The organism is Methyloligella halotolerans, assembly GCF_001708935.1.
GTDB classification, from domain to species: Bacteria; Pseudomonadota; Alphaproteobacteria; order Rhizobiales; family Methyloligellaceae; genus Methyloligella; species Methyloligella halotolerans.
Genome location: NZ_MASI01000001.1, coordinates 516999 through 529661, shown reverse-complemented (window position 1 = coordinate 529661; position 12663 = coordinate 516999). Strand labels below are relative to the sequence as shown.

Genomic DNA, 12663 nt, shown 5'->3' with positions numbered 1-12663 from the left:
ACCACAGAATCAAAGATCGGGTACGGTTCATGAATCCCCGCACAAGGCCGGGCATGACACCAGAACGTCCTAAATCAGCTCCAGCTTCTTTAAACGCGACCGGATGGCGCCGGGTTTCCGGCCATGGGCGGCGGCGATGGCGGCCACGGTCTCGCCGGCCTCGTGACGTCGGATAAGGGCCTGCTCCTCGTCCTCGCTCCACGGCGCATAAGCCTTCTTATGACCGTCGGCCCGGGCAGCCGCGACCTGGGGCGAGGCAGCGGACTGGGCGGCCTCCGCCGCCTCCAGGGCGTCGGCCAGGAAGTCCCGCTGCTTCGCGGCGATCGCCTCCGAACCTGCCTCCTGGGCGGCCTGCAGCGCCGTTTGGGACAGGGCTTGAAAGGCCTCGTCCTGCTCCACCGCCGCCGGGTGAACCTGCAGTGCGCGGGCGTTCAGCCCCAGCAGGTGAAGCCCGGCGAGACCCCGCAGTCGGGAGAGGGCCACGTAGCCTTGGCCGTATTCGAGGCCCGGGAGAGGTCGATCACCGCGGCATCCAGCGACATGCCCTGGCTCTTGTGCACGGTCATGGCCCAGGCGAGCCGGAGCGGCAGCTGGGTGATGGACGCCCGCTCCTTGCCGTTCTCGTCGATCTTCCACTTGGTCGGTTCGGCGACGATCATCTTGCCGGACCGCATGCGGATCATCGGATTGCCGGTCTCGTCGTCGAAGGAGATCACCTCGCCGAGCGTCCCGTTCACGAAACGCAGGCCGGGATCGTTCTTGGTGAACATCACCACCGCGCCTTCCTTCAGCACCAGCTGCTCCGGCGACAGGCAGCCGCGCTTCAAGGTGTTCACGAACACCTCCGGTCCCGTAGCGTGCATGGGGAAGCGCTTCGCGTCGCCTGGAAGCTTCCGCAGCTCACGGCCGTTGATCTCGTCCACGGCGGCGTTGTGGGTGAACAGCCGCGTGCAATCGGCAGGGAATTCGTCCCGGGCGATGGTGCGCCGGTCGAGGATCGCGCGATGCGGCTGCGCGCAGTCATTGCGGCGGATCGCCGACAGCAGATCGAGGAATTCGCGGTCGCTCTGGCGATGCTGCTCTGAGAGATAGCAGACCGTCGGGCTGAGATCCCGCCAGGCGGCGGAGCCATAGGCGAAGACGGGTCCGGTCTCCGCCATGTCGCCAAACAGGGAGGCGTCGTTTGCCTCCCGGCGCACCACCGGCGGAAGCTGGAAGAAATCGCCCACGAGAATGACCTGAAGCCCGCCGAACGGGGCTGGGTTCTTCCGCACATGGCGGCAGACCGCATCCACCAGGTCCAGGGCGTACGCCGGCAGCATCGAAATCTCGTCGATGATCAGCACCCGAGACTTCTCGATCCGCGACGCCACCCGGCGATTGGCCGCGATCCGGTCCAGGTCGCGACGACTCAGCGAGCTGTTCACGCCAATGCCGCTCCAGGCATGGATGGTGATGCCGTTGCCGTGGGTGGCCGCGATCCCCGTCGAGGCGGTGTAGGCCACCGGGATCTTCGCCTGGCGCAGGGCGGCGATATAGCGGTTCACCGTATGGGTCTTGCCGCTCCCCGGCTGCCCGGTGAGGAAAACGCTCATGCCGGTCTTCATCAGCGCCAGGGCTTGGGTCTGCTTCATGGTCGGTCCGGGATTCGGGGTAGTGGTGGATAAGGGAGGATAGGGGGCAGGACGCCCGCGCGAAAGGCCGTAGCGCGGCGTGGAGCGTTCAGCCACACTCCCACGCCATGCGACTCACACGCCAACAGACAGTCTATCTCGTCGCCGCCATCGGCATCGTGCTAGCGACCGCCGCCATTCTGCTCTCCATGGGCCGCGTGCCCATCTGCAAATGCGGCTACGTGAAGCTCTGGCATGGCGAGGTGGTGAGCTCGGAGAACTCCCAGCACCTTACGGATTGGTACACGCCATCCCACGTGATCCACGGCTTCGTGTTCTACGGGCTGCTCTGGCTGGTGTTCGGCCGGCGCCTCTCCTTCGGCGCGCGGCTGATTCTGGCGCTGCTGGTGGAGTGCGCCTGGGAGATCTCCGAGAACACCGATACGGTCATCGAGCGCTATCGGGAAGCGACCATCGCGCTGGATTACTATGGCGACAGCGTCGTCAATTCAGTGATGGACATTCTGGCCATGGTGCTCGGCTTTTGGCTGGCTTCGAAATGGCCTGTCTGGCTCACCGTGACCGTCGCGGTGGCCCTGGAGCTGTTCACCGGCGTGATGATCCGCGACAACCTCACCCTGAACGTGGTGATGCTCCTTTGGCCCCTCGACTGGATCAAGGAATGGCAGGCCGGAGCGTTCCAGCCCGGCGCGTAGCGTGGGATGCAGGCCCGCTAGGGCGCTCCGAGCACGGCGTCATCCCGGCGAAAGCCGGGATCCAGACGCGGGTCTATGCGCGTTTGGCTGGATGCCGGCGTTCGCCGGCAGGACCGGCTCACGGTGTCTTCCGCCCCTAGAGCGGAACCCGGATGCCCGTTGTCATGTAGACGATGAGGCAGAAATACGCGGCCACGGTCGGGTAGAAGGTGAGCCCGAAGCCGAAGGCCCGCAGATGCGGGTTCTTGTGGTAGCCGATCCAGAACAGGATACGGCCGAGCACAAACAGGGCGGTCAGGATCACCACCGTGCGGGCTTCCGAAGCCGGCGAATAGATCGCGAGGGCCGCATGGGCGATGAAATAGGCGGTGAACTGCTCGAACGTGTTCAGGATGAACCGCGTGTTGATGTCGAGCGAGGAGTTCGGCTTCGCCATCTGGCCCACGAACATGTTCGGGTTGAGCCGCTGCGCCGCCACGATGCAGATGCCGATGACGCCCGGCAGGATCGCGAACACCGAATCCTTGATCACCAGGCCGATCTTGTCGCCGGTCGTCTGCCATTGGGTGGGCTCCCAGTCCCAGACCAGCTTGCAGATGATCAGGAAGGCGAGGGCGAAGACCCAGTTTCCGACGAGGACGAACAGGAATTCCCATTGCCGCCACGTGAAGCCGAAATATTTGACTCGCGGGTCCTGCCGTCTGCGCTTCTTAAGATGGGCGGCAGACAGGTTCGGGTGCGCAGTACGCTGCATTCTTTTCCTCTTCTCGGAGCGGCTTGTGCCGTTGGCTCGAGGTCTCACGCAAGGACCTCCATAGTCCATAAGCGACGAGCATGGGCTGGCGTTTCATAAGGCATATTACCCTCGCGGGGCAACGGTACGGTTTACGGCCTCTGGACGCACAAGAACAAAAAGAGTACATTGCTCTTTCCGCGCGAGGGAGAGCGGCGCCGACTGCCTGTGGACGACTGCCGGGGGCTCTGGCGGAGCGCACCCGCCGCGGGCTAGGGTCGCAAGCAATGGTCGAGAGCGAAGGATCGCTCGAAAGCGTAACGATCGGCAACGATCGAGTGAGCAGGACGGAGGGTTAGTCAATGGCCGGATCGGTGAACAAGGTAATTTTGATCGGCAATCTCGGTGCCGATCCGGAGATTCGTCATACCCAGGACGGGCGCCCCATCGCGAATCTGCGGGTCGCCACCAGCGATAGTTGGCGCGACAAGAATTCGGGGGAGCGCCGCGAGCGTACCGAATGGCACCGGGTGGTGATCTTCAACGAAGGGCTGTGCCGCATTGCCGAGCAATATCTGCGCAAGGGCTCGAAGGTTTATCTGGAAGGCCAGCTGCAGACCCGGAAGTGGGAAGATCAGTCGGGCCAGGAACGCTATTCCACCGAAGTGGTGCTCCAAGGCTTCAACTCGGCCCTGACCATGCTGGACGGCCGCCAGGGCGGCGGCATGAGCGACAGTGGCGGCGGCTCGGGCGGACGGTCGTCCGACGATGGCGATTTCGGCCGCACCAGCGCGCTGGGCGGCGGATCCTACGACAAGGAACTGGACGACGAGATCCCGTTCTAGCGCTCCAGGCTAGCGTCCAAGCGCGATTTTGGTGCAGGGGCCGCCTGTGCCCCCACCGGATATCGGCGCTGCCAAAGTTCTAAGCGCCGCGGGAAGATTTAACTCTGATTCGATTCAAGCTGATCGGTCGCCGGCCCAAACGTTAAGATGCGTAATGGACCCGATCCGATCTCAAAGCGCTCGCGAAAACCGGCTGTTGTCGTCGGCGACCGTCGCCGAGCGCATGTCGGGCCGGGACAACAACTTCAACCTGATCCGCTTCCTGGCCGCCACCGTGGTCATGCTGGATCACGCGGTCGCTCTGGCAGGGACCGGGGATCCCCGGGTGCTGACCCTAGGACCGTTCTCCTTCGATCTGCACGCGGTACCCCTCGGACGCATCGCCGTGGACGTCTTCTTCGTCGTCTCCGGCTTCCTGGTCACGAGGAGCGTTCTCACCCGCCCGACGGTGCTGGATTTCACCGTCGCCCGGGTCCTGCGGCTGTTCCCGGCACTGCTTGCCGTTTGCCTGCTGACCGCTTTCGTGCTCGGTCCGCTGATCAGTGACCGGAGTCTCTCCGAATATTTCGGTGATCTGAAGACCTGGCTCTATGCGCCCCTCACCGGTCTTCTGGTCAGCCACTCGGAGACCTTGCCGGGCGTGTTCGGAACCGTCCGGGAGGAGGGGGTCGTGAACTCGCCTCTCTGGACCCTGCGCTACGAAGCCGTCTGCTATGCCATCCTGGGCGGACTAGCTCTCGTCGGCGCGCTGCTCGATCGCCGTATCGTCTACACCCTCGCAGCCCTGCTTGCCGCGTATCTGTTGGTGACGTTCGGGACGGATCTGCGCGGGCAGATGGCCGCCATCGACAGTCTCGCCCGGTTCGGTCTCAGCTTTTTCCTGGGCGGCGCGATCTATGTCTTCGCCGACCGCATCCGCCTCAATCTGCTGTGGCTCGTCGGCCTCGCCGTGGTTGCGGCGGCGACCAGCCAGACGTCCATTGCGGAGTTCACCTTCCGCCTGGCCTTGGCCTATGGCGTTGTCTGGGTGGCCCTCGTGCCGGGCGGCCCGATCCGCAGCTTCAACCGTCTCGGCGATTACTCCTACGGCCTCTACATCCTCTGCTGGCCGATTCAGCAGACCATCGTCACCCTCATGCCCGGCATCGCCGCGCCTGCGCTGTTCGTCCTCAGCTTCCCCGTGACCCTCGGGATCGCCGCGCTCTCCTGGCACCTGGTGGAGCATCCCGCTCTCGAGCGGAAGGAAGCGACCAGCCGGCGCGCCGCATCCCTCGCCACCAGCGTTCGGGGGCGGCTCGACGGATGGCGCGGCGGCCGGCGCAAGCCGGGGCTCGACCCGCAGGAATCCAAGGGATCGTGAACCGGGGCTCCTACTCCTGTTGGGCTTTCCGCGCTTCGAGCTTCTTGGCATAGGCGTCCGCCGCAATGGCTTCCGCCGTGATGCGCACCTCCATCTCGTCGCTTACATTGGGCACGTAAGCGTCCATCCCGAAATCGGAACGCTTTAGAGTGGTGGTCGCATTGAATCCCGCCGCCGGCGCGCCGTCATACATGGGATGCGGGCCCTTCTTGTTCAGCTCGCTGTTGAGCACGACCTGCTTGGCGATCCCGTTCACCGTGAGCGTGCCGACGACCTGGAAGCGCTTTCCGTCCTCGCTGACATTGCGGATCTCTTTGCTCTCGAACGTGATGTCGGGATGCTCTTCGACCTGGAAATACTCGGGCTTGGTGAGGAGGTGCTCGTTCAGCAGCGGCACATGAGTGTCGATGCTCTTGACCGGGATGGTGACCGACAGCGCCGCCGTGCTCGGGTCCTCGTCGTCGACATTAAGCGTGCCGGTGACCTCGTTGAAATTCGCCTCGGGTACGGAGAACCCGAAATGGTGCCAGGAAAAGCGCACCTGGGTATGGGTCGGGTCGAGAGTGTACTCGGCCGCCTGGGCAGGCGAGACCGCCAGGGGCAGGACAGAGGACAAGCCGAGGGAAAGGGAAAAGAGGAAAGCGAGCAGAGCCTTGCGCATAGGGTCTCCTTGTTGGGGATGCTGACGTGAGCCCACCTGCGGCCAGGCCGCAAAGGTTCGGGCTGGGGACAGTCGCCACGTGGGCGGAGACGGGACGGCCTTCAAGACTCCGCGCGAGCCTTCCGCTCCTCTGCGGCGAATTGCTCGTGCCGGCGCTCCGACTGCACCTCGATGAAGATCCGGGTCACCATGGGGTGCGCCTTCTTGATCTTCATCTCCAGCTGGCTCACCGCCTCTTCCACCTCCGCCGAGCTCATCTCGTCGGAGAAATCGATGCTCAGGGCGAGGAGGATCTCCTGCGGCGCCAGATGCATGGTCCTGATCTCGTTGAGATGGAGAACGTTGGGCGAGGACTCGACGATCTCGCAGATGCTGGTGGTCACCGTCCGGCTCGCCGCTTCGCCGATCAAAAGACCCTTGGTCTCGTAGGCCAGCAGGATCGCAGCGCCCGCCAGGATGGCCGCGATCACGAGAGACGCCACGCCGTCGGCCCAGGCGATCCCGTAGACGTCGCTGAGGAAGACGCCCGTCAGCGCCGCGACCAGACCGAGCAGGGCGGCGGTGTCCTCGAAAAGCACCGTGAATACCGTCGGATCTTTCGATTGCCGCACGGCCCGGACGAAGCGGAACGGCCGGTGCTTGTCCTGCGCGCCGCGGAATTCGCGATAGGCGATGAACCACGCGGTCGCCTCGAACCCCATCGCGACCGCGAGGATGATGTAGTTCACATAGGCGTTGGTGATCGGGTGAGGTTCGATGAGCTTGATCACGCCCTCGTAGAACGAGATGCCCGCGCCGACGGCGAAGATCAGGATGGCGACCACGAAGGCCCAGAAGAAGACCTCCGCGCCATAGCCGAAGGGATGGTGGCGGTCGGGCGGGCGCTGGGACCGCTTCATGCCGAGCAGAAGCAGCCCCTGGTTCCCCGTATCCACCACCGAGTGCACCGCTTCGGAGAACATGGCGGAAGACCCGGTATAAAGCGCCCCGCCGAACTTGCTGATTGCGATGATGAGATTGGCGCCGAGCGCCGCATAGATGACCTTATGCGAACCGGTGGCCATGTTGTTGCCCCTCCGTTGATCTCAGCCCCTCAGCCCGTGGGGCGTTGACGTGCGGCGCCTCGCCGGACGTGCCTCAATAGGTGCGCTTGACCTCTCCGTCCTCGCCCCGCACCACGCTCTGCTCTTCCAGGGTGCGATACGCCGGAGCGGCGCTCAGCGTCTCCTTCGTCAGATTCGCCATGATCTCGATCTTGCCGTTCTCCTCGTTCCGCGAGACCACCACGTCGTCATACTGGACGGCGACGTTCTTCTCGCCAATGCCGAGGAAGCCGCCCACGCCGATGACCACGCCGCGGATCTTCCCGTCGGCCCCGCCGATGATATCGTTGATCTGGCCGACGGTTTCCCGGGCCGGGTTCAGCACCGGCTTGCCGATGAGATCGCTGGCCAGCGCATCGGTCGGCGACTGCTCTGTGATGAAGCGGGCCGTCTTGGCCGGAACGCCGTTGACCTGGCCGGCCGTCTGCGACTGCTCCATGGTCTCCGTCGGATGGGGCGGCGCGACCGGCTCGCTGCTCTCGTCCTGGGCCAAGGCCGGGCCGGCGGTCATGAAAATGCCGGCGATCGTGCCGATGAGGATGCGCTTCATAAATCTTATCTCCGCAATTGTCGGGACAGTGAGATGCCCTGGAATATGGGTTTAGTGTCTCCTTGCGGATCAAGCGGTGCAACGCCGCCTGAACAGAATCGTTCCGCATTCTGACAAAGTGACGCCGCGTTTCGATCCGCGTATGCCGAGCCGTTGGCGGCCGCCTTGAGCGGGTCCCCTGACGATTCGGCAAGTCCCTGAAATAATTTAGAGAAAACGCCGAAAAAGAGGCCGGCAAATGACGGTTCGAAGAGTTGCGGTAGAAGCGTCAAATCGGCTATACAGGGCACGCTAGAAGCGCCGCTATTTCACGGTTGCAGAGCGTGTCTCGTCGCGCTTCGCGACCCGCCGCTTATTCCCGCCTTTCAGCCGAACGGTTTTCAGCCATTGACTGACGACGACAAGACGGAATCGCCGGAAGGATCCGGAGACCCCTCCGACATTCATCCGATCTCGCTCATCGATGAGATGAAGCGGTCCTATCTGGACTATGCGATGAGCGTCATCGTCAGCCGTGCGCTGCCCGACGTGCGCGACGGACTGAAGCCGGTGCATCGACGCATTCTGTATTCGATGTACCAGAACAACTACACGCCGGACCGGCCGTACAACAAATCGGCCCGCGTCACCGGCGACACCATGGGTAAGTACCACCCCCATGGCAACCAGGCGATCTACGACGCCCTCGTTCGCCTGGCCCAGGAATTCTCCATGCGCCTGCCGCTGCTCGACGGCCAGGGCAATTTCGGCTCCGTGGACGGCGACCCGCCCGCGGCCGAACGCTATACCGAGGTGCGGCTCGCCAAGCCGGCAATGTCGCTCCTCGACGATCTCGACAAGGATACCGTCGATTTCCAGGACAACTACGACGGCCGCGAGCGCGAGCCGACCGTCCTGCCGGCCAAGTTCCCGAACCTTCTGGTCAACGGCGGCGGCGGCATCGCCGTGGGCATGGCGACCAATATCCCGCCCCACAATCTGGGCGAGGTGATCGACGCCTGCGTGGCCCATCTCGACAACCCGGCCATCACCATCGAGGAGCTGATCGAGTTTATCCCCGGTCCCGACTTCCCGACCGGCGGCATCATTCTGGGCCGCACCGGCATCCGCTCCGCCTATCACAAGGGTAGGGGCTCCGTCGTCATGCGCGGCCGGGTCTCCACCGAGACCGTCGGCAAGGGCGACCGCGAAGCGCTGATCATTTCCGAGATCCCCTACCAGGTGAACAAGGCCTCGATGATCGAAAAGATCGCCGATCTCGTGCGCGAGAAGCGCATCGAGGGGATCTCCGACATCCGCGACGAGTCCGACCGCCAGGGCATGCGGGTCGTCATCGAGCTGAAGCGCGACGCCATGGCCGACGTGGTTCTGAACCAGCTCTATCGCTTCTCGCCGCTGCAAAGCACCTTCGGCTGCAATCTGGTCGCCCTCAATGGCGGCCGTCCCGAGCAGCTGAATCTGAAGGACATGATCTCCGCCTTCACGGACTTCCGCGAGGAGGTCGTCGGGCGGCGCACCAAGTACCTGCTGAAGAAGGCGCGCGACCGCGCCCATGTCTTGGTTGGCCTCGCCATCGCGGTGGCCAATATCGACGAGATCATCAAGCTGATCCGCCATGCGCCGAACCCGGCGACGGCCCGCGAGCAGTTGATGGAGCGCGATTGGCCGGCCCGCGATATCGCGCCGCTGGTCGAGCTGATCGCCGATCCGCGTCACAAGGTGTCGGAGCAGGGGACCTACAAGCTTTCCGAGGAGCAGGCCCGCGCCATCCTCGATCTGCGTCTCCACCGGCTTACCGCGCTGGGCCGCGATGAGGTTGGCGGCGAGCTCCATAAGCTCGGCGCCGAGATCCAGGAATATCTCGACATCCTGCGTTCGCGCTCGCGCATCATCGGCATCGTCAAGGACGAGCTCGCAGAGATCCGCGAGCAGTTCGATACCCCCCGCAAGACGGAGATCGTGGACGCGGAAGGTGAGGTCGAGGACGAGGACCTGATCGCCCGCGAGGACATGGTCGTCACCGTCTCCCACAAGGGCTACATCAAGCGCGTTCCGCTCTCCACCTACCGGGCTCAGCGCCGGGGCGGCAAGGGCCGGTCGGGCATGTCGACCCGGGACGAGGATTTCGTCACCCGCATCTTCATCGCCAGCACCCATACGCCGGTCCTGTTCTTCACCTCCGGCGGCATGGTCTACAAGATGAAGGTCTGGCGTCTGCCGGTCGCTGCTCCGCAGGCCCGCGGTAAGGCGTTGGTGAACCTGCTGCCGTTGGGCAAGGACGAGAACATCACCAGCATCCTGCCGCTCCCCGAGGACGAGGAGAGCTGGGCAGATCTCGACGTGATGTTTGCCACCAATGTCGGCGCCGTCCGTCGCAACAAGCTGTCCGATTTCGTCGAGGTGCGCCAGAACGGCAAGATCGCCATGAAGCTGGACGAGGGCGACTGGATCGTCGACGTCCATACCTGCAGCGAGGCCCAGGACGTCCTGCTCACTACGGCGAAAGGCCAGGCGATCCGCTTCCCCGTGACCGATGTGCGCGTCTTCAAGGGGCGCGACTCCACCGGCGTTCGCGGCATCCGTCTCGCCAAGGGCGATGCCATGATTTCCATGTCCATCCTGACCCATGTGGAGGCGAGCCCCGCCGAGCGTGCGACCTATCTCCGCCAAGCCCGGCAGATCCGGAGCGGCGGTGTCGAGATGGAGCCGGAAACGGATCTGGAGGAGGGCAGCGAGGAAGAAGTCGTTCTCTCCCAGGACCGCTATGCGGAGCTCAGCGCCCACGAACAGTTCGTCCTGACCATTTCCGAGAACGGCTTCGGCAAGCGTACATCCGCCTACGAATACCGGACCTCGGGACGCGGCGGCAAAGGCATCATCGCCATGACCGTCAACGCGCGGAACGGTAATCTCATCCGCTCCTTCCCCGTGGAGGAGGACGATCAGATCATGCTGGTCACCAATCGCGGCCAGCTGATCCGCGTGCCGGTCACCGATATCAGCATCGTCGGCCGCTCGACCCAGGGCGTTACGGTATTCTCGACCGCGAGCGACGAGCAGGTGGTCTCCATCGAGCACATCCCCGCCGACGTCGAAAGCGACGAGAACGGGGATATCGACGAGCTGGATGACGACATCGATTCCGACGACACCAATTCCAGTGAGGACGAGGGGCCGTCCGAGGACTAGGCGCCGCCGGCCGGGCCGACGGTCCAATCCCTAGCCAAGGGGCTGGAGCGAGACCCCGCGGACAAACAGCTTCGCCAATGCTTCGGCCGCGGGTGTGAGCGCAGACAGCGCTTCCAGCTGGCAGGTCACCGTCCGCTTCTGGCGCTGCTGGCGGATCAGGCCTCTGGCCCGCAGACCCGACATGATGCGTGACAGGGTATCTGCGTTGAGCCCGAGATAATCGGCCATCTGCCCCCGCGTCAGCGGCATGGCGAAGACCACGCCGCCGGCCCGCGATGGGACGCCGTTGCGCATGGCGAGCTCGACCAGGTAGGTGGCGAGTCGCTGCTGGGTATCGAGCTGGCCCAGCGCCGCCATATGGATCGCCTTCGCCGCATCCTGGAGCGCCGTGGTTCGGCAGAAATAGCGGCAGATCTGCGGATTCCGCTCCATCAGCTCGGAGAAGACCGGCCACCGCAACCGCAGAAGCTCTCCGGCGCGAACGGCGATGAAGCTCGTGATCCCTTCGGCCAATGACCCCGTGCGGACAAGGCCGCCGGGATGGAGAATTTCGGTAATCTGACGGTGCGCCCCCTCAAGGGTGACCTCCTGGATCAGGGCGCCTGAGCGGACGAAGTAGACTGCTTCGCTACCGTCTATGGTCGCCGCCAGGCTCTGGCCCGGACGCGTCGTCATCTTGGATGCTTTTTCGAGAAGTGACGGCGGAAGACCGTCATAATTCAGCGGTTTCATCTCAGCACGCGCGGCTCTCGTTTTCAGGGGGCCGCCCCCTCATTCAGCGTTGCCTATAGATAAAAGTGGGGATGCGCGGGCGCTCCGGCGACATACAACCTGCGACATTTTCGACGGTTTCCCGCCGTTCCGACGCGGTCTCGCGGGGGGCGTTGCTTCCGCGCAACAGATTCCTGCCGATCCCGATTCCGGCTGACCTGGATCAGCGAGGACCGGCGCTCCGAGCTGGTAGGGGCCCCGCCCATCGTCACAAAAATAGATCGGTTACACGGATTCGCGTGGGCCTCTTCACGCGACGTTGGGGACTCTGAAATGCAAAAAATCAAGACCGTTACGATCGGAATTCTGGCGCTCGCAGCCCTTGGAATCATGGCTCAGCCTGCCGCAGCAGGCGACGACCACGGCGACTTCATGGTGCGCGGGCTGGTGACGGGGGTGCTTCCGGAGACCGATGCGGCCGTCTACGCCGGTGGCAGGCGCATTCCGGGCGCCGGCGCCGAGGTGAGCGACGAGATTATCCCAGCGGCGACCCTGACCTATTTCTTCACCGACAACCTGGCCGTGGAGCTATTCTGCTGCTTCGCAAAGCATGACGTGAACGCCACCGGCTCGATTGCCGCTCTCGGCGAGATCGCCGATACGTGGATCTTCCCGCCCGCGTTGACGGCCCAGTATCATTTCAATCCGGGCGGCAAGTTTCAGCCCTATGCGGGCGTCGGCCTGCAATACATCGCCTTTTTCGACGAGGGCAAAGGCTCGAACCTCCTCGGTGCGAGCAGCGTCGATATCGACGACGCCTTAGGCTTCACCCTCCAGCTCGGCATGGATTATTCCTTGGGGAATGGTTGGTTCCTGAATGCCGACGTGAAGAAGACCTGGATCGACACCGACGTGAAGTGGACGGGCACCGGCATCAGCGGAGATGTGGACCTCGATCCGTGGATCGTTTCCGCCGGCGTCGGCTATCGCTTCAATTTGAGCGACGTTCTCGGCGGGCTTTAGGCGGCTCAGACGGTCCCTCGCGAAGAAGCAAGACCGCTGAAAGGCCCGGCCTCACCGGGCCTTTTTCCTTCTCGCCACCGCCGTGCCGTTGGCGACAATCGCCATGCGGTCTTGCGAAGACGGCTTCCGCCCGGCTAGAAGGGCGCTCACGCGCCGCGG

12 protein-coding genes are annotated in these 12663 nt (G+C 64.0%); 5 read left to right on the top strand and 7 right to left on the bottom strand.

All coding sequences use genetic code 11. The features are described from left to right. Nucleotides 1-69: 69 nt before the first annotated feature. Nucleotides 70-483 carry a hypothetical protein gene (locus A7A08_RS02630; protein WP_069093959.1) on the bottom strand — a complete coding sequence of 138 codons (414 nt, stop codon included), beginning with the start codon at nt 481-483 and terminating at the stop codon, nt 70-72. Beyond that, nucleotides 432-1634 carry an ATP-dependent DNA helicase gene (locus A7A08_RS02625; protein WP_069093958.1) on the bottom strand — a complete coding sequence of 401 codons (1203 nt, stop codon included), beginning with the start codon at nt 1632-1634 and terminating at the stop codon, nt 432-434. Before A7A08_RS02625 ends, A7A08_RS02630 begins: the two co-directional genes overlap by 52 nt. A 107-nt stretch (nt 1635-1741) precedes the next feature. Between A7A08_RS02625 and A7A08_RS02620 the strand changes: the two genes are divergently transcribed. Then, complete coding sequence (locus A7A08_RS02620) at nt 1742-2329, top strand: DUF2585 domain-containing protein (RefSeq protein WP_069093957.1); 588 nt, start codon at nt 1742-1744, stop codon at nt 2327-2329. Between the two features lie 136 nt (nt 2330-2465). Here A7A08_RS02620 and A7A08_RS02615 read toward each other — a convergent pair whose 3' ends face one another. After that, the gene (locus tag A7A08_RS02615; RefSeq protein WP_069093956.1) at nt 2466-3083 is read right to left on the bottom strand and encodes an MAPEG family protein; all 618 of its coding nucleotides are present in this window, start codon (nt 3081-3083) and stop codon (nt 2466-2468) included. Between the two features lie 341 nt (nt 3084-3424). Here A7A08_RS02615 and A7A08_RS02610 point away from each other — a divergent pair, with 341 nt between their 5' ends. Together A7A08_RS02610 and A7A08_RS02605 are read left to right on the top strand one after the other, a co-directional pair. Further along, nucleotides 3425-3907, top strand: coding sequence for a single-stranded DNA-binding protein (locus tag A7A08_RS02610; RefSeq protein ID WP_069093955.1), 483 nt, complete (start codon nt 3425-3427; stop codon nt 3905-3907). A gap of 196 nt (nt 3908-4103) precedes the next feature. Beyond that, nucleotides 4104-5267 carry an acyltransferase family protein gene (locus A7A08_RS02605; protein ID WP_069093954.1) on the top strand — a complete coding sequence of 388 codons (1164 nt, stop codon included), beginning with the start codon at nt 4104-4106 and terminating at the stop codon, nt 5265-5267. A 10-nt stretch (nt 5268-5277) separates the two neighbouring features. Here A7A08_RS02605 and A7A08_RS02600 read toward each other — a convergent pair whose 3' ends face one another. The 3 genes from A7A08_RS02600 to A7A08_RS02590 form a co-directional block, all read right to left on the bottom strand. Further along, nucleotides 5278-5928 carry a YceI family protein gene (locus A7A08_RS02600; protein WP_069093953.1) on the bottom strand — a complete coding sequence of 217 codons (651 nt, stop codon included), beginning with the start codon at nt 5926-5928 and terminating at the stop codon, nt 5278-5280. Nucleotides 5929-6029: 101 nt separating this feature from the next. Beyond that, entirely contained in the window at nt 6030-6992 is a 963-nt protein-coding gene (locus A7A08_RS02595; RefSeq protein ID WP_069093952.1) for a cation diffusion facilitator family transporter, read from the bottom strand. A 73-nt stretch (nt 6993-7065) separates the two neighbouring features. Further along, on the bottom strand, nt 7066-7581 hold the full coding sequence (locus A7A08_RS02590) for a PRC-barrel domain-containing protein (RefSeq protein ID WP_069093951.1): 516 nt from the start codon (nt 7579-7581) through the stop codon (nt 7066-7068). A 387-nt stretch (nt 7582-7968) separates the two neighbouring features. On the opposite strand from A7A08_RS02590, the gene gyrA reads away from it, so the two are divergent. Next, the gene (gene gyrA, locus A7A08_RS02585) at nt 7969-10770 is read left to right on the top strand and encodes a DNA gyrase subunit A (protein ID WP_069093950.1); all 2802 of its coding nucleotides are present in this window, start codon (nt 7969-7971) and stop codon (nt 10768-10770) included. Nucleotides 10771-10800: 30 nt separating this feature from the next. Here the strand turns inward: gyrA and A7A08_RS02580 are convergent, their stop codons facing one another. Further along, a complete protein-coding gene (locus tag A7A08_RS02580; RefSeq protein WP_169822899.1) occupies nt 10801-11445 on the bottom strand; it encodes a Crp/Fnr family transcriptional regulator in 645 nt (214 codons plus the stop codon). Nucleotides 11446-11814: 369 nt separating this feature from the next. Here A7A08_RS02580 and A7A08_RS02575 point away from each other — a divergent pair, with 369 nt between their 5' ends. Beyond that, a complete protein-coding gene (locus tag A7A08_RS02575) occupies nt 11815-12504 on the top strand; it encodes an OmpW/AlkL family protein (protein ID WP_245290783.1) in 690 nt (229 codons plus the stop codon). The last annotated feature ends 159 nt before the right edge of the window (nt 12505-12663 follow it).